The 26,606-nt window shown below is 67.3% G+C and carries 21 protein-coding genes; 12 read left to right on the top strand and 9 right to left on the bottom strand.

All coding sequences use genetic code 11. The features are described from left to right. Window positions 1-15: 15 nt before the first annotated feature. Entirely contained in the window at window positions 16-729 is a 714-nt protein-coding gene (locus ACWF9G_RS12080) for a YciI family protein (RefSeq protein WP_452515148.1), read from the bottom strand. Between the two features lie 155 nt (window positions 730-884). Next, window positions 885-1,541 (bottom strand): TetR/AcrR family transcriptional regulator, encoded by a 657-nt coding sequence (locus ACWF9G_RS12075; protein ID WP_452515146.1) that lies wholly within the window; start codon window positions 1,539-1,541, stop codon window positions 885-887. 94 nt (window positions 1,542-1,635) lie between these two features. Between ACWF9G_RS12075 and ACWF9G_RS12070 the strand changes: the two genes are divergently transcribed. Continuing rightward, entirely contained in the window at window positions 1,636-3,306 is a 1,671-nt protein-coding gene (locus ACWF9G_RS12070) for an FAD-binding dehydrogenase (RefSeq protein ID WP_452515144.1), read from the top strand. Between the two features lie 49 nt (window positions 3,307-3,355). On the opposite strand, the gene ACWF9G_RS12065 is transcribed toward ACWF9G_RS12070, so the two are convergent. After that, the gene (locus ACWF9G_RS12065) at window positions 3,356-4,741 is read right to left on the bottom strand and encodes a DUF1214 domain-containing protein (protein WP_379308772.1); all 1,386 of its coding nucleotides are present in this window, start codon (window positions 4,739-4,741) and stop codon (window positions 3,356-3,358) included. A 214-nt stretch (window positions 4,742-4,955) separates the two neighbouring features. On the opposite strand from ACWF9G_RS12065, the gene ACWF9G_RS12060 reads away from it, so the two are divergent. Continuing rightward, window positions 4,956-5,273, top strand: coding sequence for a GYD domain-containing protein (locus tag ACWF9G_RS12060; RefSeq protein WP_379308773.1), 318 nt, complete (start codon window positions 4,956-4,958; stop codon window positions 5,271-5,273). Between the two features lie 11 nt (window positions 5,274-5,284). On the opposite strand, the gene ACWF9G_RS12055 is transcribed toward ACWF9G_RS12060, so the two are convergent. Next, window positions 5,285-6,409, bottom strand: a complete 1,125-nt coding sequence (locus ACWF9G_RS12055; protein ID WP_452515141.1) for a serine hydrolase domain-containing protein — start codon at window positions 6,407-6,409, stop codon at window positions 5,285-5,287. A 247-nt stretch (window positions 6,410-6,656) separates the two neighbouring features. Between ACWF9G_RS12055 and ACWF9G_RS12050 the strand changes: the two genes are divergently transcribed. The 4 genes from ACWF9G_RS12050 (at window position 6,657) to ACWF9G_RS12035 (ending at window position 12,288) form a co-directional block, all read left to right on the top strand. Continuing rightward, entirely contained in the window at window positions 6,657-8,135 is a 1,479-nt protein-coding gene (locus tag ACWF9G_RS12050; RefSeq protein ID WP_452515140.1) for a glyceraldehyde-3-phosphate dehydrogenase, read from the top strand. Between the two features lie 234 nt (window positions 8,136-8,369). After that, complete coding sequence (locus tag ACWF9G_RS12045; protein ID WP_452515138.1) at window positions 8,370-9,734, top strand: hypothetical protein; 1,365 nt, start codon at window positions 8,370-8,372, stop codon at window positions 9,732-9,734. Between the two features lie 89 nt (window positions 9,735-9,823). After that, window positions 9,824-11,068, top strand: coding sequence for an AAA family ATPase (locus tag ACWF9G_RS12040; protein WP_452515136.1), 1,245 nt, complete (start codon window positions 9,824-9,826; stop codon window positions 11,066-11,068). Continuing rightward, complete coding sequence (locus ACWF9G_RS12035; RefSeq protein WP_452515135.1) at window positions 11,065-12,288, top strand: vWA domain-containing protein; 1,224 nt, start codon at window positions 11,065-11,067, stop codon at window positions 12,286-12,288. The genes ACWF9G_RS12040 and ACWF9G_RS12035 overlap by 4 nt, the downstream gene beginning before the upstream one ends. A gap of 35 nt (window positions 12,289-12,323) precedes the next feature. Here ACWF9G_RS12035 and ACWF9G_RS12030 read toward each other — a convergent pair whose 3' ends face one another. From ACWF9G_RS12030 to ACWF9G_RS12010, 5 genes are all read right to left on the bottom strand, one after another. Further along, window positions 12,324-14,114, bottom strand: a complete 1,791-nt coding sequence (locus ACWF9G_RS12030; RefSeq protein ID WP_452515133.1) for an ABC transporter ATP-binding protein — start codon at window positions 14,112-14,114, stop codon at window positions 12,324-12,326. After that, on the bottom strand, window positions 14,095-14,541 hold the full coding sequence (locus tag ACWF9G_RS12025; RefSeq protein ID WP_452515256.1) for a lasso peptide biosynthesis B2 protein: 447 nt from the start codon (window positions 14,539-14,541) through the stop codon (window positions 14,095-14,097). The genes ACWF9G_RS12030 and ACWF9G_RS12025 overlap by 20 nt, the downstream gene beginning before the upstream one ends. A gap of 8 nt (window positions 14,542-14,549) precedes the next feature. After that, window positions 14,550-14,807 (bottom strand): PqqD family peptide modification chaperone, encoded by a 258-nt coding sequence (locus ACWF9G_RS12020; protein WP_452515131.1) that lies wholly within the window; start codon window positions 14,805-14,807, stop codon window positions 14,550-14,552. A gap of 19 nt (window positions 14,808-14,826) precedes the next feature. Beyond that, window positions 14,827-16,419, bottom strand: coding sequence for an asparagine synthase-related protein (locus tag ACWF9G_RS12015; RefSeq protein ID WP_379308781.1), 1,593 nt, complete (start codon window positions 16,417-16,419; stop codon window positions 14,827-14,829). A 257-nt stretch (window positions 16,420-16,676) separates the two neighbouring features. Further along, a complete protein-coding gene (locus tag ACWF9G_RS12010) occupies window positions 16,677-16,808 on the bottom strand; it encodes a keywimysin-related RiPP (protein WP_379308782.1) in 132 nt (43 codons plus the stop codon). Between the two features lie 1,025 nt (window positions 16,809-17,833). Here ACWF9G_RS12010 and ACWF9G_RS12005 point away from each other — a divergent pair. From ACWF9G_RS12005 to ACWF9G_RS11980, 6 genes are all read left to right on the top strand, one after another. Further along, window positions 17,834-20,059 carry a SulP family inorganic anion transporter gene (locus ACWF9G_RS12005; protein WP_452515129.1) on the top strand — a complete coding sequence of 742 codons (2,226 nt, stop codon included), beginning with the start codon at window positions 17,834-17,836 and terminating at the stop codon, window positions 20,057-20,059. Between the two features lie 240 nt (window positions 20,060-20,299). After that, window positions 20,300-22,534, top strand: a complete 2,235-nt coding sequence (locus tag ACWF9G_RS12000) for a SulP family inorganic anion transporter (RefSeq protein WP_452515127.1) — start codon at window positions 20,300-20,302, stop codon at window positions 22,532-22,534. A 32-nt stretch (window positions 22,535-22,566) separates the two neighbouring features. Further along, window positions 22,567-23,043, top strand: a complete 477-nt coding sequence (locus ACWF9G_RS11995; RefSeq protein WP_379308785.1) for a TIGR02611 family protein — start codon at window positions 22,567-22,569, stop codon at window positions 23,041-23,043. Then, the gene (locus ACWF9G_RS11990; RefSeq protein WP_452515125.1) at window positions 23,040-23,651 is read left to right on the top strand and encodes a (2Fe-2S)-binding protein; all 612 of its coding nucleotides are present in this window, start codon (window positions 23,040-23,042) and stop codon (window positions 23,649-23,651) included. Before ACWF9G_RS11995 ends, ACWF9G_RS11990 begins: the two co-directional genes overlap by 4 nt. A gap of 210 nt (window positions 23,652-23,861) precedes the next feature. Further along, window positions 23,862-25,928 (top strand): threonine--tRNA ligase, encoded by a 2,067-nt coding sequence (gene thrS, locus ACWF9G_RS11985; RefSeq protein ID WP_452515123.1) that lies wholly within the window; start codon window positions 23,862-23,864, stop codon window positions 25,926-25,928. A gap of 70 nt (window positions 25,929-25,998) precedes the next feature. Continuing rightward, window positions 25,999-26,601 carry an HIT family protein gene (locus ACWF9G_RS11980; RefSeq protein ID WP_189023853.1) on the top strand — a complete coding sequence of 201 codons (603 nt, stop codon included), beginning with the start codon at window positions 25,999-26,001 and terminating at the stop codon, window positions 26,599-26,601. The last annotated feature ends 5 nt before the right edge of the window (window positions 26,602-26,606 follow it).

The raw sequence follows: 26,606 nt of genomic DNA, 5'->3' as shown, positions 1-26,606 counted from the left end.
GGCCGGTGCGCACGCTCAGCCGTCCAGGTCGACGATCTGGCGTACCTCGGCGCGACCACTGTCCCCGAGCGGGACGGCCGCGGCGATCTCGGCGGCTCGGTCGCGTCCCTCGGCGGTGAACAGGTAGAGCCCGTCGACCACCTCGGCGAACTCCGGATAGGGGCCGTCGGTCAGCAGGAGCTGGCCGTCGCGCACCTGCACCGTGGTCGCGGTGGACGGCGGTCGCAACGCGCCGCCGCCGCGGAGGGCGTCGCCGTACTTCTCGCCGAATCGTGCGTGCTCGGCCGCCATGGCGTCCCACTCCGGTGTGCCCGGCTCGACCACCGCCGCGGGCGGTTCCCACAGCAGGGCCAACCACCAGTCCGCGCGCGGGGTGGCGTGCGGTGACCACTCGACGAGCGGGCGGACCTCCACCCCGCCGCTCTCGACGGCGGGCAACTGCCGCGCCAGGCGAATGGCCTCGTCCAGATCGGCGGCTTCGAACACGTAGAACCCGCCGACCACCTCGGCCTGCTCGGTGAACGGGCCGTCGGTGACCAGGGTCCGCCCGCCCGAGCGTCGTACCTGGATCGCCTCCGCCGACGGGAACAGCGCCGCGCCACCGGCGACGGCAGCCCCCTCCTTCTCGTCGAATTGCGCGTAGCGCGCGACTTCGGCGTCGAACTCCGGCGAACCGGGTCGTGCGGCGGGAGTGTCTTCGCGTCCCACCAACGTCACCAGATAATGCATGGCGCACACCCTTCCTCGATGCGAGGGGCCGATTACCCCTCTCTACCAGGACGACGAACCGCACGGGGCGTTCTCCACATCGGGAGCCGGGCGATGTCGATCGGTGACGACGACATCGGGTCCGTAGTTGTTCGCGGGGCGCCCCGACGGCTCGGTCAGGCCCGGCCGGCCACTCCGAGCTGACGTATCAACCGGGCCAGCCAGGCCCGGGCTGCCCGCTGGTCGTTGTCGAGCAGCAGCTGCACGGTGACGCCGTCGTACGCGGCGATGACCGCGCGCGCCGCCTCGCCGATCGAGCCCAGCTCCGCGGGCAGTCTGAACCGGCTCTCGGCGAGCTTGTCTTCGACGGCCGATCGCAACTGCGCGCGATGGGTGATCAGCCGCGCCGCGGTGGCCGGCCTGCGCGCGGCGTGGGTGAGGAAGTCGGTCTTCACCAGCAGCCAGTCGCGATCGAGTAGCAGCGTCGCCGAGAGCCGGTCGACGAACGATTCGAGGTCCGTCGGGTCCGCGACGGTGTCGAGAGCGGCTCGCACCTGCTCGTTGATCAGCGTGGCGCGCTGGTCGTAGAGGACGAAGAACAGCTCTTCGAGGCTGTCGAACTGGGAGTAGAACGCTCCGCGCGTATATCCGGCCGCGCCGCAGACGTCGTCGATGCGCACCGCGCCGAAACCCTTCTCGGCGAACACGCGGAACGCGGCATCGAGCAGCCGCGCCCTGGTCTCCGCGCGGCGCCGCGTGATGCGCGGCGCCTTGCCGGGGCTCCCGGCGGCAGCGGTCGGCGTCGCGGATTCGGTCGAGCGGGGCGAGTTCACCCGAGAAGAATACCCAGCCGCATCGGATGCATTAATGTATCGGATGCGCGAATGAATTCTCTCGCGTTCCCGGTTGGAAGTGGAGGTCGTCCGGATGGATGCCGATGTCATCGTGGTGGGCGCAGGCCTGGCCGGGCTTGTCGCAACCCATGAGCTGACCCGCCGTGGCAAGCGCGTGCTCGTTGTCGATCAGGAGAATGCCGCCAATCTCGGCGGCCAGGCCTTCTGGTCCTTCGGCGGGATATTCCTGGTCGACAGCCCCGAGCAGCGCCGCCTCGGCGTCCGGGACTCGCTCGAACTGGCATGGAACGACTGGTCGGGCAGCGCGGGTTTCGACCGGCTCGACGACGAGGACGTCTGGGCGGCCCGATGGGCGCGCGCGTACGTCGAGTTCGCGGCCGGTGAGAAGCGCTCGTACCTGCACGAACTGGGACTGCGGTTCCTGCCCTCGGTGGGCTGGGCCGAGCGCGGTGACCTCCGAGCCGACGGACACGGCAACTCGGTGCCACGATTCCACGTCACCTGGGGCACGGGAACCGGTGTCGTCGCCCCGTTCACCGAGTCGGCGCTGCGGGCCGCGGACACGGGGCTGGTGACCTTCCTGCACCGTCACCGGGTCGACGAGCTGGTCTTCACCGACGGCGCGGTCACCGGCGTGCGTGGCGCGGTCCTGGCCGACGACGGCGCCGAGCGAGGCGCGCCGTCCAACCGTGACGTGCTGGGCGAGTTCGAATTGTCCGCAGGCGCAGTCGTTCTCGCCACGGGTGGGATCGGCGGCAACCACGACATCGTGCGCAGGCACTGGCCCGAACGGATGGGTACGCCACCGGCGACCATGATCACCGGCGTTCCCGCCTACGTCGACGGCCGCATGCTCGACATCGCCGCCGACGCGGGCGTCCGGCTGGTCAACCGCGACCGCATGTGGCACTACACCGAAGGCATCCAGAACTGGGCCCCGATCTGGCCCAGCCACGCCATCCGCATCCTGCCCGGCCCCTCCTCGATGTGGTTCGACGCCCTCGGACGGCGCCTGCCCGAACCGTATCTTCCCGGCTACGACACCCTCGGCACCTTGCGCTACCTGCGCACCACCCCGGAACTCGCCCCGCACGACCACTCCTGGTTCGTCACCACCCAGCGCATCATCGCCAAGGAGTTCGCCCTCTCCGGTTCCGAGCAGAATCCCGACATCACCGCGAAGAACCGGAAGGCGATCGTGACCGAGCGCGTCTTCGGTAGACACGCACCCGGACCGGTCGAAGCGTTCAAGCGACACGGCGCCGACTTCGTTGTCGCCGACACGATCGAAGACCTCGTGGCGAAGATGAACACACTGACCGACGAGCCCCTGCTCAGCCCGGACCGCCTCCGCGCGCAGATTCGGTCCCGAGATCTCCAGGTGGACAACGCTTTCAGCAAGGACGCCCAGATCCAGGGCATCCACAACTCCCGCCGCTACCTCGGTGACAAGCTGATGCGGACGGCCGCACCTCATCGCATCCTCGACCCCGCGGCGGGTCCGCTGATCGGCGTCAAGCTCCATGTGCTCACCCGCAAAACTCTCGGCGGCATCCAAACCGATCTCGGCTCGCGCGCTCTCGGTGCCGACGGCACTGTCATCGCCGGGCTGTACGCCGCGGGTGAAGCGGCGGGTTTCGGTGGCGGTGGAGTGCACGGATACAACGCGCTCGAGGGCACGTTCCTCGGCGGCTGCATCTTCTCCGGTCGTGCCGCTGGTCGTGCGATCGCCGACAGCCTCTGAGCGGCGCCGGATACAGCGATGCCGCCGACGGAGGGTTCGTCGGATGAGATCATCCGTGGCGGTGGAAGTCCGGTAGCTGCCAGGTGCCGTCGAAGGCCGGGCTGGTGGGACCGTAGATGCGGAAGTAGGTGAACCAGCCTGTGCCCGGGATGGTTTGGACCCAGCGATCGGTCGGGGTGTTCGGTGGTGGGGTCGGCCCGAAGTAGAGGGTGAGCGGGGCGGTGGTGTCGATGTCGGCGAGTTCGTACAGGGAGCGCAGGGCGGCACGGTTCTGTGGTGCTCTCAGTTCGCTGCGGGTGTGCGCGTCGTAGACGGTGATGGACCAGAACAGACTCGCCGGGACCGGCTGCGGCACGGTGAGGCTGTAGTAGCCGGCGCCCTCGAGGTAGGCACCTGCGGAATCGCGCAGGCCGAGCCAGTACAGCGAACCCGCGCCTGGTTCGCGGGCGAACATGGCGGGGGATTCGATCTGGGCTTGGTAGAACCATTTCTCGCGCGCGTACAGGTCGGTGTAGCCGTCGGCGTCGAAGGTGCCGTTCTCCGGGCGCAGCACAGCCCACTCCCACCGGCTGTCCGGCCACACGATCCGGTCCGCGCGGCGGTCGGCGAACGACTGCACGCACAGGTGCAGGTGACCGCGCCGTGCCGCATCGGTGAGGATGGCCGTCATCCGCCGGTCGGGGTAGAACGGAGCGCCGCGCACGATGCCGAGGGCAGCGAGTTCCCCGTACTGGTGGCGGTAGGCGGGATTGGGCGGTTCGGTCTGCAGAATCTCGTGCAGGACCCGCCAGTAGTCGAGGTTGTCCTCCCAGCGCACGGGGGAGAAGTCCAGGCCCTGCTGCACCGACAGGTCGACCCACTCCACCGGATTCGACTCGGCATCGGCGCCCAGCGGATATACCTTGACCTGCTGCATCAGCGCGATCGCTGCGTCGACGTCGGTGCCGTGAGGCAGTGCGCGCACGAGTACCAGGACCCGGTTGGTCGTTGCGGACCCCGGGAAATATCCCTCGGGGACCGGACCGGCGTAGCCGGGTGGCAGCAGCAGGTGCTGACCGCCGTCGGCACCCGCGGGGCCGGGCAGGCCCAGGTCGAGCACCCAGAGCTGGTTGAGGTCGTTGGCCGTGCCCATGAGGGTGCCGGGCGGTATCTCCACAACCATCGGCCCGGCGGACAGGTCGACGATGAGTCCGGAGTACGGGGTGTCGGAGTTGGCCGTGAACACGTACTGGTCCGGCGTGCCGACCAGCAAGGCCATCACGGTGTTCGGCACTGCTCCCGCGCTGAGATTTCCGCGCCAGGTCGCTTCCAGCGAGACGGTGGGATAGAAGAACCGATACATCGCCAATGCCCGGTTGTAATCGAGTTCGTCATAGGCGCGACGCACAGCCGCGCTATGCGGAAAACCGCCGCGGATGTCCTGCGGTGCAGTCATCCCGGTCACGCTAGGTGGTCGAATACCGGTCAGCCTCACCTGAAAAGGGTGAACTGCGCTTCTGTCCCCGCACCGTACGGGAGCTCTTCAGATATCGCCGCAGTTGCAGTGGCGCATCATTGCGACGACATGGTTCGTGCCGGGCGAGTTCGGGGGCGGTGAGGTCCTAGGCTCGGTCTCGCCGAGATCGTCTCAGCTGAGGAGGTTGGTAGGTATGCCCAAGTACATGTGGCGGGTCAGCTATCTCCAGGAAGGGGCACATGGCCTCCTCGCGCAGGGTGGCAGCGCGCGCCAAGCGGCGATCACGGAGATGGTCGAGAGCGTAGGGGGGAAGGTGGAAGCCTGCTATTTCGCGTTCGGCGAGGACGATCTGTTCGTCATCGGCGATGCGCCGGACGATGTCGCCGCCGCGGCGCTCGCGATTCGCACCGCGGCCGCAGGCGCTGCCGTTTCACACACTGTCGGGTTGCTGACGCCTGCGCAGATCGACGAGGCCGTCGCGTTGGAAGTCACCTATCGGCCGCCGTCCTAGCTCCTTGGCCGTCATCGATGGCTCGGCGTCGGCCGATCGCTCAACGCGCACAGCGCCTTGTCGGCGAGCACGGCCGGGTCGAATCGGGCGGCGTCGGCGAGTCGTGGCATCTGGTTGAAGCTGATCGTCACGGCACTGGTCGCGGTCGCGGCGACGAGCACCGAGAAACCGTAGATGGCGCCGTTGTGGCCCCACGCCTCCAGTCCGCAGCTGCTGGTCCGCCGGAACAGTCCGAGACCGGCACCGGTGATTCCCGCCAGGCCGACGGTACTGGTCTTGGTCATCTCGGCCAACTCGGCTGCCGGTACCAGCCGACCGGAGATCAGCGCGGTGAAGAACCGATTCAGATCACGGCCACTCGACACCATGGCGCCATCGGGCAGTCCCCAGTTGGGGTCGATATCGGTGACGTCTACGCGCTCGTCGCCGAAGAAGTGGTATGCCCTGGGGTGCGGTCCGCGAATCGTTTGTTCCGCGGGTTCCGGCCAGTAGGTATCCGTGAGGTCGAGCGGGCGGATCACCCGTCGGGTGACCTCGTCCGCGATCGACGCACCGGTGATGCGCTCGACGACCTGCCCGAGCAGCAGGTAGTTGGTATTCGAGTAGCGGAATTCCACACCGGGTTCGAACATGGCCGGACGGGCCAGCGCCATGCCGATCAACTCGTCGACAGGGCGTGATACCCGCAGATCCGCCTCGGACCTCAGCCCGAGCAACGGCAGATAGTCCGGTATGCCGCTGGTGTGGCTGAGCAACTGGCGCAGAGTGATCTGGTTTCCGTCACCACCGGGACCGGTGACCACTCCGGGGAGATAGTGCTCCACCGCGACGTCGAGTGCCGCGCGGCCTTCGCTGACCAGTTGCATGACGACGGTCGCGACGAAGGTCTTGGTAGTGCTGGCTATCCGCACGCGCGCCGCATCCGGAAACGGTGTCTCGGCGGTGAGGTCACCGAACCCGCCGTCGAGCTGAATCGCGTGGTCACGGTCGGTCGCCACGAGTTGTGCGCCGGGCACGTTGCCGTCCCGGAGGAGCTGGATCAGATCGGACTCGAGCTCGGCGCGAGGAAACCGCTCGGGTGCGGGCGCGCAGGACGCGACGAACGCCGACATCACGATGACGGTGGAGGTTGCCACTGAAAGCGCTGCGGTGAGTCGCATGCTGCCCCTCTTCGTGAACGCCCGCCACCGGTCGCGGTGACATCGCGTCGGTGCACCGCGCTGCTGGCGCCCATAGTAGTGCTCGAATCGCCTACGCCGCCGATACCGCAGGGGAGACCCCGGCGTGGCCTGCACCTCACCGGTGGGGAGCCGGTCTCGGTGAAATCGCGGGCGTCTTTAGCATCGATGGGGACTACCTATCGAGGAAACCTGAGGACGTGTGTTGACCACCGAACAACTTGACCGCTGGAATGCTCAGGAAGCCGCTGCCGAGGCGATGATCCCGATCATCGGCACGCTGTACCGCGCGAAGGGTGTGACAATCCTGCTGCACAGCCGGTCGCTGGTGAACAAGTCGGTGATCAGCATCCTGCGGACCCACCGTTTCGCCAGGCAGATCGCCGGTGAGGAACTGTCCGTCGACGAGACCCTGCCGTTCCTGCAGGCGCTCAGCGAGCTGGATCTGGGGCCGTGCAAGATCGACCTCGGTCAGCTGGTGATGACCTATCGCGCCGATGATCGCGGACTGTCGATCCCGGAATTCACCGCGGCGGTGCTGGCCGAGGTGATCGGCGGCAACAAGGCCGAGCCGCAGGGCCCGCGCGATGTCGTCCTCTACGGCTTCGGCCGCATCGGGCGCCTCGTCACCCGGCTGCTCGTCGAGAAGGCGGGATCCGGCAACGGGCTGCGACTGCGCGCGGTGGTGGTGCGCAAGGGCGGCGACGACGATCTGGCCAAGCGCGCCTCGCTGCTGCGCCGGGACTCGGTGCACGGCCACTTCAACGGCACCATCAAGGTCGACGCGGACAACAACACGCTCACCGCGAACGGCAATGTCATCAAGTTCATCTACAGCGATGACCCGACGACGATCGACTACACCGACTACGGCATCGACAACGCGATCCTGATCGACAACACCGGCCGGTGGCGTGACCGCGACGGTCTGTCCCAGCACCTGCGCCCCGGCATCGCGAAGGTCGTGCTGACCGCGCCGGGCAAGGGTGACGTCCCGAACATCGTGCACGGCGTCAACCACCGCGACCAGGACCTCACGCAGCAGATCTTCTCCTGCGCCTCGTGCACCACCAACGCGATCGTGCCGCCGCTCAAGGCCATGGACGACGAATTCGGCATCCTGCGCGGGCACGTGGAGACGGTGCACTCGTTCACCAACGACCAGAACCTGCTCGACAACTACCACAAGGCCGACCGCCGTGGCCGGTCCGCGCCGTTCAACATGGTGCTCACCGAGACCGGCGCCGCGTCCGCCGTGGCGAAGGCGATGCCGGACTTCAAGGCCAAGATCACCGGCAACTCGATCCGCGTGCCGACGCCCGACGTCTCGGTCGCGATCTTGAACTTGCAGCTCGAGCAGGAGACGACGAAGGAGGACGTGCTCGCCTACCTGCGTCAGGTCTCGCTGGCGGGCCCGTTGAGCCGCAACCTCGACTACACCGCCGCCAACGACGTGGTCTCGAGCGACTTCATCGGCTCGCGCGCGGCGTCGATCATCGACGCCAACGCCACGATCGTCGAGGGTGACACCGCGATTCTGTACGTCTGGTACGACAACGAGTTCGGCTACTCGTGCCAGGTGGTGCGGACGGTGCAGTACATCTCGGGCATCGAGTACCCGACGTATCCGCAGGTCGGCGCCCACTCCGAGGCGCGTGAGCTGGCCGCCGCCGACGCGGGGTAATCAGCACGGCGACACTGGAGCGAGATGGCGCCTGACCGCTGGTCGGGCGCCATCTGCTGTCGTGAGCCGAACATCGACGCTTGTCGGGTAGTTGATCATTGTGCATACTTGGCGCATGACATCTCGTCGAAAGGGCGTTCTGCGCCCGGGCCGTTGAGCCCGACGCCGGTCATCGAACCGGCTTCTCTCCCAACACATCACGGGGACGATTCTCGTCTTTCCTTCTGGCTGCGCGTGCGTGAGTTCGCGGTGCCGCCCACCATGATCGATATCGCGACCACCCGGCGCCGAGTGGGGGACTGGGCCGGGGCCTGCGCCGCCGCTCATGTCGATGTCGATATCGATCTGCGGTCGCTGGCGCGTACCCATGGCCGGGAACTCGCCGCGCGGGTGCGGGCTGATCTGCGTCATCTGGCGCCGGACTTGTTGCGCTGGCATCTGCCCAGAGTCGCGCCTGACGGATTGCTCAGGCCGGGGCTGACGATGGCGCTGGCTCGCTACGATGCCGATGCCACCGAATTCCGTAGCGGGGGAATGACTCCCGTGCACCTGGTGGTCCGCACCGCACCTGCGTGGGCGGATGCGGGCCAGCGGATCGGTCTCGCACTGTGGGACGGATCAAGGCCGGGATCCGGCACGGGTATGCACCCGCATGCCCGGCCCAACCGGCGTTACCGGCTCGATCTGCACCGTCACCTGTGGGACGCGCGCAGGGCGCACGAGTTGCGGATGCGTTCGGGCGCAACGCGATTCCCCGCGGACGGTGACCGCGCCGGTGCCACTGTCACCGAGCCGCGGGCTGTGGACCCCGTCGCCCTGGTATCGCAGGATTGTGCCGTCGACCGATGGGCGGCCGAGGCGGCGATTCTGCTGCGGGCCGAGCGATCTCGGGGCGGTCTGGTGCTCGTGCGCTACGGAGCACGGCGACGCCTGGTCCTGGACCTGAGTTCAGCCGGGGACGAACCGCCCGCAGTGCGGATCGCGGAGAAATACCCGCGCGGCGGTGTGTCCGCGCTGCCGGTCCTGCCCGACGCGGCGACCTGGGTGCTGCCCGATCTGGCGTTGATCCGCGCGGGTGCGATCACGGCCGACCGGCTGCATCCGCTGGTCGCCTCGGCGCTCGACCCGGACTGTTCGCCGACCGATCCACCCCGGATCAGCGCAGGTGAGCGGCTCGTGGCGTGCCGGGGAGAACTCCACCGGATCGGGTTGGTGAACGGGGTGCTCGCCGCACTGGATCACGATCCGGCCGAAATCCGGCGAGAGGAACTGCTGGTCGCCCTGACCGGCACCCCGCTGCCCTGCCTGCAGGTCATCGACCAGGCGCATCGCCATCCGGATTGCCTTGTCGGCGTTCGTGAACGACTGGACCACGGCGACACCGCCGGTGCGCTCGCTGTCGTCGAAGACCTCCTCGGGCCCGACGCGCTGCTGCGCGACGGTCCGCTTCTGCACGAACTGGAAGCATCCGCGCAGCGACGGATCACCTACGGCCTGTTCCGGGCCGGGCTACCCGCGCCAGGTCACCGTCTTCGCCACCCTGCCCACCGCACTCGCCGCGAGCACGGTGCGCACCCACGCCACGCGGCCAAGATCTGACGAGCACCGCGGTAGGCCATCGCCCTGGCCGGCGAGGCTCGCGCTTCTCGCATCCGTCGAATTCTTCTGAACCCAAAGGTGATACACACATGTCTGTTCACACCCTCTGCGCTCCGCTCCCGGCTCAAGCCGCCGACTCCCAGCTCGACGTCGCAGGCGAGCTGCTTGCCCTGCTGAGCGAGGTAGCCACCGAGCCGCGTCCCGATACCCGCCTCGAGGCGCTGACGCTGGCCGTGGCCGCCGACCTGCCGGTACTCCTGTGGGGCGAGCCAGGAATCGGCAAGACCGCCGCCCTGACCCAGCTCGCCGACTCCCTCGACCTGCCGCTGACCACGGTGATCGCGAGCGTGCATGAGCCGTCGGACTTCTCGGGCCTGCCGATCATCGGCGACGACCCCGCGGCACACGGAGTCCCGATGGCCCCACCGGACTGGGCCGTTCGACTCGCCCGCACCGGTCGCGGACTGCTGTTCCTCGACGAACTGTCGACCGCACCGCCCGCTGTGCAGGCCGCCCTGTTGCGCGTGGTCCTCGAGCGCAGGATCGGCGCGCTGCAACTGCCTCCTGGTGTCCGCATCGTCGCCGCCGCCAACCCGCGCTCCTCGGCCGCCGACGGCTGGGAGCTGAGCCCCCCGCTGGCGAACCGTTTCGTGCACCTGCAGTGGACCCACGACCACGACGTCGTCGTCCGCGGCCTCGGCGGAACGTGGCCACGGGCGACACTGCCCCGGCTCGCACCCGAAAAGCTGCCGGAGGCAGTGGCTTTCGCCCGGCGCGCGGTGTGCGGGCTGCTCGCTGCCCGGCCGAAACTCGTGCATCAGATGCCCACCACCGAAACCCGCCGGGGCGGTGCCTGGGCGTCGCCGCGCAGCTGGGAGATGACCCTGCGGCTGATCGCCTTCGCGACCGCGGCGGACGCGAGTCGCGATGTGCTATCGATACTGGTGCGGGGCACGGTCGGCGACGGTCCCGGCTTCGAATTGCTGACCAGCATCGACCGGATGGATCTGCCCGACCCGGAGGTACTGCTCGCCGATCCGGACGCCGCCGAGCTGCCCGAGCGGGGAGATCTGCGCCAAGCCGCGCTCGACGCCGTGGTGGCCGCCGTCCGCAAGCGCCCGGAGAAGTCCCGCTGGGATGCTGCGTGGGAACTCCTGGTCAAGGCGGTGGACACCGGAGCCCCCGATCTGGTGGTGGTGCCCGCGACCACCCTCGCCACCCTGCGCCGGGACAACTGGGAGGTTCCGGCATCGATCGATCAGCTGGCCGCCATGGTGTCGGTGTCCCAGCGTGCCGATCGCGCCGCGGCCCGTGTCGCCGAGGTTCGCCGATGACGGCGCAGATCGCTGGTCTGGACTACGACAAGCTGTATGCCGCTCGGCTGCACGCGGTCTCGGCCCGTCCGTACCTGGCGACGGCCCTGTACGCACTGCATATCGTCGAGTCACGGCGGGTGCCGACGATGGCGGTGGACAAGCACTGGCGGTGCTACGTGTCGCCCGCGTTCGTCGACTGCACGCCGGAGGAGGAGCTCGCCTCGGTGCTGGTGCACGAGGTCTCGCATCTGCTGCGCGACCATCACGGGCGCAGCGATCGATACGCCCGCGCGCACGACCTGACCGGTCCCGCGGAGCGCCTGCGGATGAACATCGCGGCGGACGCCGAGATCAACGACGACATATTCGGTGACGGGTTGGTCTGGCCGACAGGGGCGGTCATGCCCGCGACCCTTGGTCTGTCCGCGGGCCAGCTTATGGAGGACTACCTGCGCGAGTTCAGCCTGGGTCACCTCACCCAGGACTTCGCCTGGCTCGACTGCGGCAGCGGCGCGGACGGCCTCGACCGCGAATGGGAACTGGGGCCCGACGGTGCGGACGGGCTCAGTGAACAGGAACGCGCCGCGGTCCGATTCCGGGTGGCGCAGGGCATCGTCGGCCGCCCGGGGAACACGCCCCAGGGGTGGCAACGGTGGGCGGAGAAGGCATTGCACCCGCCCCAGCCATGGCGGGACCTGCTGGGAGCGGCACTGCGTTCCGCCGCATCGGCCCCCGGCGTCGGCGCGGACTACACCTACGGCCGCCCGGCACGACGTTCGGCCGCGCTACCCGGCGTCGTGCTGCCGAGCCTGCGCCGCATGCCACCGCGGGTCGCCGTCGTCATCGACACCTCGGCATCGGTCAGCGATACCGAACTCGGCAGCGCGCTGCTCGAGGTAGCCGCCATCACCCACACCGTCGGCGGCCGCCGCGACCTCGTCACCGTGTTCTCGTGCGACACCGCGGCCCGCATCGCCGTCCCGTTGTGCCGCGCCGAGGGCATGGCACTGATCGGCGGCGGCGGCACCGACCTACGCACCGGTTTCACCCAAGCCCTGCGCACCCGCCCCGATGTGATCGTCGCCCTGACAGACGGCCAAACCCCCTGGCCGGCAACACGCCCCGCCTGCCGCACCGTGGTCGGCCTGTTCCGCCGGGAGGACTCGTGGAGGGAGGACGACCCGGACTACGTCCCGGACACCCCGCCCACCTGGGCGAGGGTGGTCGACATCGGCTGAGGACCGATGTCGACCACCCTCCGATCCTGGGCAATTCACACCTTCGCGCCGACAAGCTGCCGGTAGTCACCGTTGCGGGCAACCAATTCGTCGTGCGGGCCGCTGTCGAGGATGTGTCCGTCCTTGAGGAACACGACGGTATCGGCTTCGCGGATCGTGGACAGGCGATGGGCAATGACCAACAGCGCGCACTCCTTTCGCACGGCCTGGATGGTCACGTTCAATGCCTTCTCGGTCTCGGCGTCCAGCATCGCCGTCGGCTCATCCAGCATCATCAGCACCGGACGCCGTATCAACGCCCGTGCCAACGCCACTCGTTGCCGCTCGCCGCCGGAGAGTAGAACGCCATGCTCACCGACGGGGGTGTCGAGGCCACGAGGCAGCCTTGCGACAAGATCTGCCAGCCCGGCGAGCTCTATCGCGTGCTGCAGGTCATCCTCCGCGAGGCCCGGCTGTCGATAGGTCAGATTGTCACGAAGACTCCCGAACAGCAGTGGCGCGCTCTGTTCCAGCAGGCTGATTTCCGAGCGCCACGCCCGACGAGGCCGATCGCCGTACGATCGCCCTGCCAGCAGAATATCGCCGTCGTTCGGATTGTAGAATCGGCTCACCAATGAGAACACTGTCGACTTTCCGGCACCCGAATGCCCGACCAGCGCCACATGCCCGCGCGGTGGAACCGAGAAAGTTACTCCGTCGAGAATCTTTCTCTCGTCGTACGAGAAATGAACATTACGGAACTCGAGCGCGAGATCTCCATTTTCGGCGGACTTGTGGAATGTCGTTCTCGGCGAATCAACTGCTGGTTCGACGACGTTTTGCCGGACGTCATCGCTGTCTTCGGACGGCAATTCGAGTGTGGATTCGATCCGGCTGAGGGCACCCAGGGCTTGCTGAAGTCCGACCGAGCCATTGAAGAGATCGCTGACCGGGATCAGCAAGTTCATCGCGAGCAGCATCATCGAGACAAGGCCGCTCAACTCCATCTGGCCGTTCGCGACCCGGACACCGCCGACCAGCAGGGATACAACGAACGAACCGGTCACCGCCAGGTGCATGGCCGGATTGCCCAGTGCTTTCAATCTGGCAGCGCGCATGCCTGCGGAAAACGCGGCACCGGCCAACTCGGTCAGGTGTTCGTGCTCACGCTCCTCGGCATTGTTCACCTTGACCGTACGAACTCCGGTGAGCGCCCGTTCGATATCCGCGGAAAGCGCACCCACACTCTCTTGCAGTTGTGTCGATGCCTTCTCGATCCTCGTCATGACCAGCAACATCGCACTCGCCGCGACGGCAACGGTGACGATGACGATCGAGAACAGCAGCCAATCGATATAGATCATCACCGCGATGGTTCCCACGAGTGTGATCGCCCCGGTCAATATCTGCACAAGGCTGGAACCGACGGCATTCCGGACCACGGTCGAATCGAGCGTCACGCGCGAGATCAGGTCCCCGACCCGGAGTGACTCGAGTGTGGGAATTCTCAACCTCAGCAGATGCCCGGCCAAGCGACTGCGCACGGACAAGAGCACGGACTCGCCCGATCGCTCGAGGATGTAGTGCCCGCCGGTATCGGTGACGGCATACAGAACGTAGGCCCCGACCAACGCCGCAAGGGACCACACGATCCGCTCACCCGAAACCGCATCCCGAACGACCTGTCCGGCCAGCAGCGGTTGCGCCAGCGACAATCCGGTACCCACGAGAAGAAGCGCCGTCGCTACCGACAAGGACTTCCGGTGCGGCGCAACCAACCTGAGCAAGGCCCCGACTCTCCGCAGCCACGACCCGTTGTGCGGAGGTTTACCGTTGTCCGTTGACATCTTCACCCACGTTCGCCGGCGGGCCGACCACGATCAGCCGGCTGAATGTAGCCATGTCCCCGGGCTCACCGACAAGCTTGCCTTCTGCTTCCACCCATGCGTGGGCTGCAAACGGCAGTTCCGTGCGAACGCCGACACACCAGGTCGGCCACGCACCGTATCTTCGGCCCAACAGCGTGGTTGCCACAGATCTGATCAAGCACCCGTATCGTCCGGCGGCAGCGGGACTCACCTCTACGACCCGCCGTCTCCATCGTTCGGCATCGTCGAACGCAGCCGGAGAACTCCCGCGGTGCAATTTATTCAACAGCCACTCGATCCGGTGCGGGGGCAACATGACAATGATTCTCGCGACTCGAACTGCCCACCTGGCGGAAAATCGTTCACCTCTGCGTCCCTCCGCCTCTGGTTCGGTCCCGAGGGCCATGTGATAGCTCACGTGAGCACCAGTCCAACATCCCGAAGGTGGTCCAAGAGTTCCCTTATGTCATGCTCTACCGTGGCTGCATCGATGTCGAACTGGCCGAGAACTGCGGCAACGGGGTCGGCACTACTGTCCGCGACAAGCGATGCGAACACTTCCGCCCCTACCGGATTCAGTCGCCAATACTCGCCTCGCTGTGTATCGAGAATCGCGCCTCCATAATCCGTTCGCACGAAAGACAAGCCGGGTCTCAGGGTCACGCTATCCATGTTCCTTCTGTTCTCTTGGTTAAATGAAGCTTCGCTCCAGGTCTCGTAGCCAGAGTTCGCAGGCAATCGTTGTATACATCGTTCCCTCCTCCAATTCGAACGAACTGGGATTGGCGCACAAATGTTTCAGCTTCTTTGCGTCGATGAGTCCGACATCGCCGAGTCGCGAATCTTCCCAGAGGGCCACGAGTTCATCGCGATGCTTTCGCAATCCGCTCTCGACATCATGGGAGCCGTCGTCCTTCGTCTGCCGCTGCAGTACTACATCAGGAACGATCCCGCGTACCGCGGCGTTGAGTAGAGGTTTGTATGTCCACGCGCTGACCCGATGCTGAACGGCCACCGACAAAGACGCGGTGATCACCCTATCGTCGAAGTAGGGTGCCGCCAGAGGTGGTCCACCGGCAGCTAGCGACATCCGATTCAAAACGGCCACCGTCCTGGCGCCCTCGATGATCGACTCCAATTCCACGTGCCGACCCCGCTCAGGTGCGAGCGGTACGGTCGCGGATGCCATCCAGAGGATGCCGTCGCTGATTGCTTCTTCAGCGGCTTCTGTCGTCCACACGGGTAAAGAGGGAGGAATGGCCCAGCCCAACATCGGTTTGCGCTTTTCTGGTATGCCCGCGACCGGCCTGTAGTTCTTTTTCCACCACGCGTGGTACGCGGTTGGCTCGACAGCGTCATACAACAGGTCTCGCCATCGCCATCCGCCAAGGGCTCCATAGCCGCGCAGCCCTCGCCACGCGGTGAGCGGGCGATGCCAGAGCAGATCGCGATAGAGCGTAGGCAATCCGGTAAAGACGTGGTCACCTCCGTGACCGGTCAGATGCACACCCGAACCGAACGTCGAAGCCAGTCGTGCGAGCGCACCAACCCGACTTCTGCCGACGATCAGCGGTGACGGCTCGTTCAACCAGGTCGGCCCGTCATCCAGCCCGGCGTATGTCAGGGGCAACTGGGAATCGGGGAGGATCGTGTGCTCCACCGCCGGCATGTGCTGTGCGGCACGCAGAGCCCACTCCAGGTCCTCATTGGCGGAATCGCGCCCTTGCGCCGTCAGTAGCTTGATCTCGGCCGGCCCCCTGGCGGCAATGAAGCTGATCGATGTCGAGTCATAGCCACCGGAAAACTCGGAAGTTACCGTGCCGCCTGCTGCAGTGCGCGCCGAGACAGCACCTATGAGCCGATTCCGGACCTCTTGTGCCCCTTCGTCAAGGCCCTCAACAGAGAGTGCTTCCGTTCGACCCTCGACCGGCCGGGACCTCCCCCTCGGCGTGATGATCAGCCCAGTGCCTGGCGACACCGGCTCGATTCCCCCGAGCAACGGACGTTGGGCGAGGTGATGGGGTATGGGCTCGAGCAGATGCGCGGCGAGGACGCCGACATCGAGCTTCCCGCCGACAAGATACCGAAGGGCATGCACAGTGTCGGCAGCAATGTCGATGCCGTCTACTCTACATCGGTACAGGCCGCGAGAGCCGTATCGTGAACCATTGACATAGACCTCACCACGTACGTGGACGACGGAATGAAAACACCCATCTATCGTGTCGAGTACAGTTCGCCAATGGGTTGCCGACTCGATCGACATCGCATTCTTGAGAACCATTCCTTCGTCGACCAGAGCGTGTCCGAGTATCACTACTCGCGCTGCGGGTCCTACCGCGTGCATGATTGGTCGGTCTCGACAATCTCCGACTATCATCGGCCGGCCTGACGGGTGTTCGGCCAATATTTGTCCCCATGGAATCAGACGCCTGGCGATGCCCGATCCTGCCTCGTTGTCGGGAAGGACGACGAATCCTGTCCGAGCATCGCCAGTCATCTGCTAACCCCCTATTATTCGAGCTCGGGTACGGTGTCGAATCAGATCATTCCCCGACGCCCGACCAGCAAGTCGGACATCGTCGTGAAAAGCCCGCCGGTCAGCGTCCGGAACTCCCCGCACTTGGCGACAGCCGGCTTCTCGTACACCTTCTTGTCCGAGTTCTTTTCCATTTCTATTTCCCTTCCTTTTCCTCGCACTCCCCTTGGAGGCGGTCTCATCCCACGTCGAATCAGCTCGACTCGGAAGCTCGACTGAAGAATCGGCGAATTTGTCGACTCGATCCGGATCAAATGAACGTCAGGGAAGGGGGCGATTCAATCGCCGATATCAGCTGTCGCAAAAAGGTTGCACAGCCATAGTCTATTTTGCCATCCGGCGCCGGATCGGGCATCGACAAGAATTCATCCTTCGTCGCGTACCGCAGTGCTTTCGGGCAATAATGCCGAATCATCCCCCTTGTGCCGACTGGCGTTTCCATCCCCGATCACCATTTTGCTGTGCAGTCCGCAGCCCGTCAAGTAGTAAGCCAAGAAAATTACTCTCGAGTGCGCTCCCGGGGGCTCCGGAGCAGATTATCCCTGGCTGGCGGCACAATCGCGGAGTGAGACCGTGTCGCAACGGCCGCCGATCCTGCGGCGGCAACCGGCTGCGGCGGGTGGCGCTGGGGGGACCGGGGTGTGGTCCGTCTACGCGGCAGGGGTGGTGTGCCGTGCCTGGGGCCGCGGTGCCGTCAGCGTGTACAGCCCGGAGAAGAAGAGGGTGGCGAGAGGGATCGGGGGGAGGGCCGAGGTTGCGGTGAAGGTGGTGACGAGCCATCGATGGGCTCGTCGGACCCGGGTGATGTTCATCGAGAACCCCTTTCGCTGTACCAGTCGATGGAAACGATGGTTCCACTGCACGGCTGATCGGGGCTTCTCGATTCCGGATCGTTTGGGCTGGTCGGCGGCATGGCCGAGCCGCGTCGGGCACGACGTATTGCGTGTGGCGCACGTCACAGTTGAGTCGCGATTCGTCCCATTCGCCTCGAGGGCTTTCCCTACACTTGGGTAATTCTTTACTATTGGCGCGACCCTGTGTCTCGGGTCGGTTCTCTTCGAGCAGTGCCGCACTTCCGCCGTTCGCTCGCAGCTCAGCATCAATTGCCAGTGCATGTTCGACCGATGAACCGGGCGCCAGTCCGCCCCGGCGAAGGAGAATGATGACCGACAATGATCCTGGCCCTACCGCGGCGGCAGTGCGCCCGCTGTCGCGCGATTCGCTGAAACTTGTTCTCCAGCATGATCTTCCGGCATCCGTCGTGGTCTTTCTCGTCGCGTTGCCGTTGTCGCTGGGTGTGGCGCTGGCCTCCGGGGCGCCGGTCGTCGCGGGGCTCATCGCCGCGGCCGTCGGTGGCGTCGTCGCCGGGTTGCTCGGCGGTTCGGCGGTGCAGGTCAGCGGGCCGACCGCCAGTCTCGCCGTCGTCGTCGCGGCCGCCGTGCAGCAATTCGGCTGGGCCGCCATGTGTTTCATCACCGTCGGAGCGGGCGTGCTGCAGATCCTGTTCGGGCTCAGCCGGATCGCGCGCGCCGCGCTGGGCATCGCGCCGGTTGTGGTGCACGCCATGCTCGCGGGGATCGGCGTGATCATCGCGCTGCAGCAGGTACACGTGCTCCTCGGCGGGGCGACGGTGAGCTCGCCGTGGGCGAGTATCGCCGCACTCCCGCAGCAGGTGATGTCGGTGCACAAGGGTGACCTGTTCGTCGGACTGCTGGTGATCGCGGTGCTGATCGGGTGGCAGTACCTGCCGCGCGGGGTGCGGGTGGTGCCCGGCCCGCTGGTCGCGGTGGTCGGGGCGACGGTGGTCTCGCTGGTGCTGCCGTTGACGGTGGAGCGGGTGCGCCTTGACGGCTCGCTCCTCGACGGCATCGGCCTGCCCGCGCTGCCGCACGGCGGCTGGCTGCCGATCGCGCTCACCATGCTCACCGTCGCGCTCATCGCCAGCGTGGAGACCCTGCTCTCGGCCGTCGCGGTCGACAAGATGCGACCCGATCAGCGCACCGACTTCGACCGGGAACTCCTCGGCCAGGGTGCGGCCAACATGGCCTCGGGCGCACTCGGCGGCCTGCCGATCGCGGCGGTCATCGTGCGCAGCATCACCAATGCCAACGCCGGGGCCCGCAGCAGGGCCGCCACCGTCATGCACGGCTGCTGGGTGCTGGTGTTCGCGATCGCGCTGGTCGGCTTGGTCCGGCAGATCCCGACGGCGGCGCTGGCCGGACTGCTGGTGCTGATCGGGGTGCAGCTGGTGAAGCTGGCCCACATCAGACGGGCCCGCCGCACCGGCGACATCTACGTCTACCTCGTCACCGTGATCGCAGTGGTCTCGCTGAACCTGTTGCAGGGCATGGTGATCGGGCTGATCGCCTCGTTCGCGCTGCTGCTGTGGCGGGTCGTGAAATTCACCATCGCCGCGACGCCGCGCGCCGACGGGACCTGGCTGGTGCGCATCGCGGGCACCTGCACCTTCCTGGCCGCGCCCCGGCTCACGGCCGAACTGGCGACGGTGCCTGCCGGGGTGGACGTGACGGTCGAGCTGAGCGTCGACTTCCTCGACCACGCCGCCTGCGAACTGCTCTCCGAATGGGCCGACGCTCGCGAATCCGGCGGCAGCGCAGTCGATTTCGTGGAACTCGGCACCGCACGCATGGCCCGTGCCAACGACGGACCGCCCGAACACGGGCACGCGCGCAAAGCGGTCGACGAGGCCATCCGGCCGTGGCGGCGCAGCGGCGGCGTCGACCCGATCGCCGCAGGCATCGCGGCCTACCACCGCGGGCACGCCCATCTGATGCGTCCGCACCTGGCCGGGCTGCGGCACCGGCCCGATGCCGACACCTTCTTCCTCACCTGCGCCGACGCCCGCGTCGTGCCCAACGTCATCACCAACAGCGGCCCCGGCGACCTGTTCACCGTCCGCAATGTCGGCAATCTGGTGCCGGTCGGCGGCAGTGACGTCTCGGTGGAGGCGGCGCTGATCTACGCGCTCGACAAGCTCGACGTGCGCTCGGTGGTGGTGTGCGGACACAGTGGCTGCGGCGCGATGGAAGCGCTGTACGCGCAGGTGCAGGCCGGTCCGGGACTCGACGACTGGCTGGCCAATGCCCAGCCGACGCTGGCGGCGTTCCACAGCGGCCATCCCGTCGCCGAGGCGGCGCGGCTGGCGGGCTTCGGCCCGATCGACCAGCTGGGCATGGTGAACGTCGCCAGGCAGGTGCAGACGCTGATCGACTACCCGGCGGTGCGCAGCGGCATCGTGGAGCGCGGCGTCGCGGTGTCGGGGTTGTTCTTCGACCTGGCGACCGCGCGGGTGATCGAGGTCACCGTCGACGGGATCGCCGAATTCGACGACACCCGAAGCGATGTCGCGGCCGAGCCGGTGTGAGGCGGGTCTGGTGTGGGTCACACCACAGCGGGCGTGCGCTTATGGCGACACCCACTCTTCTTGCGGCACACTGGTTTTGCCAAGTCTTTACCAATACTGTGGTGACACCCTGACCCGGTTCGTCGTCGCCCCCGGGACTCCCGTGCTTCATCGCTGGCAGCTACTCCACGGTCCGCGGACCGTCCACGACACGTTGATCATCCATCGACTACGGCCGCGCCGAGTCGACGAAGGAGAACCATGTCTGTTGCGAACGACCTAGCTCCACCCGCCGCACCGGCGCCGCCGACGCCCGACCCCGCGCCGTCCTACTGGCGCGACACGGTATTGCGCCACGATCTGCCCGCCTCGATCGTGGTATTTCTCGTCGCCCTGCCGCTCTCGCTCGGCATCGCGGTCGCCTCCGGCGCTCCGGTCGCGGCGGGCCTCGTCGCCGCCGTGATCGGCGGTATCGTCGCCGGTCTGTTCGGTGGATCGATGCTGCAGGTCAGCGGCCCCGCGGCGGGCCTGACCGTCGTCGTCGCCGAATCCATCGCCCAATTCGGCTGGCGTGTCACCTGTTTCATCGTCGTCGGCGCCGGGCTGCTACAGATCCTGTTCGGGCTGAGCCGGATCGCGCGCGCGGCGCTGGCGGTCGCCCCCGTGGTGGTGCACGCGATGCTCGCGGGCATCGGCATCACCATCGCGCTGCAGCAGATCCATGTGCTGCTCGGCGGCTCCTCGCACAGCACCGCCTGGCGCAACCTGATCGAGCTGCCGGGACAGCTGATGTCGCTGCACGGTGGCGACGTGCTCGTCGGCGCCCTCGTGATCGCGGTGATGCTCGGCTGGAAGTACATGCCGCCGAAGCTGCGCGCGGTGCCCGGCCCGCTGGTCGCCGTCGTCGCGGCCACCGTGCTCTCGCTCGTCCTGCCGGCCGAGGTGGAGCGCATCGTGCTCAGCGGCTCGCTCTTCGACGCGCTGCAGCTGCCCGAACTGCCGTCGGGGAACTGGTCGGCGGTCGCGATGATGGTGCTCACCGTCGCGCTCATCGCGAGCGTGGAAAGCCTGCTGTCGGCCGTCGCCGTGGACAAGATGCACACCGGCCCACGCACCGGGTTCGACCGCGAACTGATCGGTCAGGGCTCGGCGAACGTACTGTCCGGCCTGGTCGGCGGCCTGCCGATCACCGGCGTGATCGTGCGCAGCGCGACCAATGTGCAGGCGGGCGCGCGCAGCAGGGCCTCGGCGGTCATGCACGGCTGCTGGATCCTGCTGTTCTCGGTGGCGCTGGTCGGCCTGGTCGAGCAGATTCCGAAGGCGGCGCTGGCCGGCCTGCTCATCGTCATCGGCATCCAGCTGGTGAAGCTGGCCCACATCCGGCTGGCCCGGCGCACCGGCGACCTGCTGGTGTACCTGGTCACCGTGCTCGGCGTGGTGTTCCTGAACCTGCTCGAAGGCGTGATCATCGGGCTCGGACTGGCTTTCGGCCTGCTGCTGTGGCGGGTCGTGCGGGTGCAGGTCTCGGCGGTGCCGCTGCCCGACGGTGCGCGCTGGCTGGTCCGGATCGACGGCTCGTGCACCTTCCTGGCCCTGCCGAAGCTGTCGGCCGAGTTCGCGAAGGTGCCCGCAGGCGCCGATGTCACCGTGGAGATGACGGTCGACTTCCTTGACCACGCCGCCTTCGAGGCCATCGAATCCTGGCAGCATCAGCAGGAAAGCGGCGGTGGCCGCGTCGATTTCGTGGAGATCGGCAGCGCCAAGATGGCCGACACCACCGGCGCTCCGCCCGCTCGCGGCTTCGGGCGCGCGACCTGGGACGAGCTGCTCGGCCCGTGGCGGCACCAGAAGTCCGGCAGCGACGCGCTCAACGCGGGCGTCGCGGCCTTCCATCGCAGCCACGCCCACGTGGTGCGCCCGCACCTGGACGGGCTCCGCGACCGGCAGGACCCGGATTCGTTCTTCCTCACCTGCTCGGACTCGCGGATCGTGCCCAACGTGATCACCTCCAGCGGTCCCGGTGACCTGTTCACCGTCCGCAACGTGGGCAATCTGGTGCCGACCAGCGGCGACGACTCCGTCGAGGCCGCGCTGGTGTTCGCGCTGGAGGAGCTGGCGGTGCGCTCGGTCGTGGTCTGCGGGCACTCGGCCTGCGGCGCGATGAAGGCGGTGTACTCCGGGGCCGACGCCGACGGCGGGCTGAGCTCCTGGCTGCGCCACGCCGAGCCGAGCCTGCACCGGTTCCGGGCCGACCACCCGGTCGCGCTGGCCGCGCGAGCGGCCGGTTTCGACGAGACCGACCAGCTGAGCATGGTCAACGTCGCCGTGCAGCTCGAGACGCTGCATCGCCATCCGGCGGTCCGTCGCGCGGTGGCCGAGCGCGGGGTCGAGGTGTCGGGGCTGTTCTTCGACATCGCGGGCGCGCGGGTGATCGAGGTGACCGTCGACGGTGTGCGCACCATCGCCGACCGGGACGAGGTCCCCGTCACGGTGTGAGCGGGGGCGTCGGCGGCTCGTAGGCTGGAACGATGATGAGCAAGCCGACCGCCGACACCTCCGATGCCCCGGCGGATTCCACCGCCGGGGCATCGGCGGGCAAGCCGGTCTTCGCAGAGCGCTGGCGCGCCTTCCGGGCGAGCATCGAGCACCGCCCTACCCTGAACGTCGGCTACCGCATCGCCGTCGGCGTGTTCGGTGGGCTGGTGCTGCTCGTCGGGATCGTCACGATCCCGTACCCGGGGCCCGGCTGGGCGCTGGTGTTCGCGGGGTTCGGCATCCTGGCCACCGAGTTCGTCTGGGCCCATCACACACTGACGTGGGTGCGCGGCAAGTACCGGATCGTCATGGACTGGTACACCTCGCGTGGGTGGACGATCAAGATCCTCGGCGCGGTGGCCACCTGCGCCCTCGTCCTGGCGACGCTGTGGCTGCTCGGAACCTTCTCGTTGGTGGCAGGGTGGATCGGAGTCGATTGGCCATGGTTGCGCAGTCCCCTGATGTCGTGAGCATCGTCCCAGGACACCTGCTCACCGATCCCGCGTGGGTCTCGGCCCGAATCGGCGAGATGAGCCGCTCGTGGGGAACCGAGACGCCGCGCGTCGGCGGCACACTGTGGTGGTGCATGGTCGCCTCGGCCCTGGTCGACCAGATCACCAGCGCCTACGCCGCCGGAACGCCGGCCCCGGTCGCCGCGCTCGACGAGCTCGACTGCGAGGTCAGGCCCGATGGGGGAGTCGAGCATGTGCGGTTCCGGTCGACCGCCGTCCTCGACGACGCCGCCGAGGCCGTCGGCACCGCACTGCGCGAGACATTGACGGCAGTGATCCTGCAGGTCGCCGCCGTTTCCGGAGCGGGCGTGCCCGCACTCTGGGCCGTCGTCACCGACGCGATCGGCAACCGGGCGCTCGACGCGGGCGACCAGGCGGCCGGAACCAAGCTGGCAGCCGAAATCGGTGCCCGCCTGCTCGCCCCCCGGTTCGTCACCGTCGGCAAACGCACCTTCGTCAAACGCCTCTCCTGCTGCCTGGTGTACGAAGTGCCCGGCTGTGCCATGTGCACCAGCTGCCCGAAGCGCCCGGCGGCCGAGCGCGTGGCCCTGCTGGCCCAAGCTTGATCCCCACGTAAGCGCCGAGCTCGCGAGCACATGGGTAACTCACCGGGTACGGGCGAACAGATCGTCAATGTGACCGCCTGCCGCCCGCGAAAGGCGACACCCGTCCAGAGTCTGGCCAATAGTCGCGGAGTGGCGGGCCGCCAGTAGGATCGTGGCTGCAACCGGGCGGGGACAGCCCCGCCGGACCCAAACGTCAAGGAGAGCATCCCCGTGACCACCTCTGCACCCCTCAGTCCTGTCGCCCTCGTCCGGGTGCCGGCCGGGACTACCGTGGGCGCGGCGGTGCGGGAAGCGGGCCTGCCGACCAAGGGGCCGGACACGATCGTGGTGGTCCGCGACGCCGAGGGCGCGCTCAAGGATCTGTCCTGGATCCCCGCCGAAGACGTCGAGGTCGAGCCCGTCGCCGCCGACACCGAGGACGGCCGCAGCGTGATCCGGCATTCGGCCGCGCACGTGCTGGCCCAGGCCGTGCAGCAGGAGTTCCCCGACGCCAAGCTGGGCATCGGCCCGCCGATCAAGGACGGCTTCTACTACGACTTCCGCGTCGACCGGCCCTTCACCCCCGAGGATCTGGCCAAGCTGGAATCCCGGATGAAGAAGATCATCAAAGGCGCGCAGCGCTTTTCGCGTCGCGTCGTCGAGATCGACGAGGCCAAGGTGGAACTGGCCAAGGAGCCGTTCAAGCTCGAGCTGATCAGCGACAAGTCCGGCATCGACGACCCGGAGATCATGGAGGTCGGCGGCAACGAGCTGACCATCTACGACAACCTGGACCCGCGCACCGGCGAGAAGATCTGGGGCGACCTGTGCCGCGGCCCGCACATCCCCACCACCAAGTTCATCCCCGCCTTCAAGCTGACCCGCAGCTCCGCCGCCTACTGGCGTGGTGACCAGGACCGCGAGGACCTGCAGCGCATCTACGGCACCGCCTGGGAATCGACCGAGGCGATGGACGAGTACCTGCATCTGCTGGCCGAGGCCGAGCGCCGCGACCACCGCAAGCTGGGCCTCGAGCTGGACCTGTTCAGCTTCCCCGACGAGCTCGGCTCGGGCCTGCCGGTGTTCCACCCCAAGGGCGGCATCATCCGCAAGGAGATGGAGGAGTACTCGCGTCAGCGCCACATCGACGCCGGCTACGAGTTCGTCAACACCCCGCACATCACCAAGGGACATCTGTTCGAGGTCTCCGGTCACCTGGACTGGTACAAGGACGGCATGTTCCCGGCCATGCACCTCGACGCCGAACTCAACGAAGACGGCACCGTGCGCAAACCCGGCCAGGACTATTACGTCAAGCCGATGAACTGCCCGATGCACAACCTGATCTTCCGCTCGCGTGGCCGGTCCTACCGTGAGCTGCCGCTGCGGATGTTCGAGTTCGGCTCGGTGTACCGCTACGAGAAGTCCGGCGTGGTCCACGGCCTGACCCGCGTGCGTGGCATGACCCAGGACGACGCGCACATCTACTGCACCAAGGAGCAGATGCACGCGGAGCTGACCAGCACCCTGCAGTTCGTCCTCGGACTGCTGAAGGATTACGGTCTCGACGACTTCTACCTCGAGCTGTCCACCAAGGACCCGAAGAAGTTCGTCGGCTCCGACGAGCTGTGGGAAGAGGCCACCGAGACCCTGGCCAAGGTCGCCGAGGCCTCCGGGCTGGATCTCGTGCCCGACCCGGGCGGCGCCGCGTTCTACGGCCCGAAGATCTCCGTACAGGTCAAGGACGCGCTGGGCCGCACCTGGCAGATGTCGACTGTCCAGCTCGACTTCAACCTGCCCGAGCGGTTCAACCTGGAATACACCTCCTCCGACGGCACCAAGCAGCGTCCGGTGATGATCCACCGCGCCCTGTTCGGCTCGATCGAGCGGTTCTTCGGCGTGCTCACCGAGCACTACGCCGGCGCGTTCCCCGCCTGGCTCGCGCCGGTGCAGGTCGTCGGTATCCCGGTCGCGGAAAACTTCGCCCCGCATCTGGATTCGGTGATCGAGCGGCTGCGGGACGCGGGCGTGCGTGCCCAGGTCGACCGCAGCGACGACCGGATGCAGAAGAAGATCTTCAACCAGACCGCGCAGAAGGTGCCGTTCATGCTGCTGGCGGGCGCGCGCGACGTGGAGGCCGGCGCGGTGAGCTTCCGGTTCCGCGACGGCAGCCAGGTCAACGGCGTTCCGGTCGACGACGCGGTCGCCACGATCCTGACCTGGGTCGGCAACCGCGAGAACGCCTCGCCCACCGCCGAGGGGTTCGAGGTCGTCAGCGCGGCGAAGGCACAAGCATGAGCGGTCAGCGCCCGGAGGCGGTAGCTTGCGTGACCACGCAGGGCGCCCGCTCATGCCGAAAGGATGCAGCATGAGTGAGAGCATCGCCTCGGAGGCCGGTTCGATCGTCGACACCGGCGCCGGTCAGCCGGACCGGCTGCAGCGGCTGTGGACGCCGTACCGGATGTCCTACATCACCGGCGAGGTGAAGCCCAAGGACGCCACCGGGCACCCGTTCACCGACATTCCCAAGATGTCCGACGAGGACGGCCTGATCATCGCCCGCGGTGAACAGGTCTACGCGGTGCTCAACCTGTACCCGTACAACCCGGGGCACATGATGGTGGTGCCGTACCGCCGGGTCGCCGACCTGGAGGATCTGACGCCCGCCGAGAGCGCGGAGCTGATGGCCTTCACGCAGCGGGCCATCCAGGTGATGAAGCGGGTCTCGCGGCCCGCCGGATTCAACGTCGGTCTCAATCTCGGTGGGGTGGCCGGTGGTTCGCTCGCCGACCACCTGCACCAGCACATCGTGCCGCGCTGGGGCGGGGATGCGAATTTCATCACCGTGGTCGGCGGAGTGAAGGTGATGCCGCAGCTGTTGCGCGAGACGCGGCAGCTGCTGGCGGAGGCATGGGAGGCGCACACCGCAGCCGATCGGGTGCGGGTGTCCCGCGGGTCGCAGGAGGAATAACAACT

Source organism: Nocardia sp. NPDC055029 (assembly GCF_053608525.1).
The sequence above is the reverse complement of the archived record's forward strand: the minus strand, read 5'-3'. Positions and strand labels throughout refer to the sequence as shown.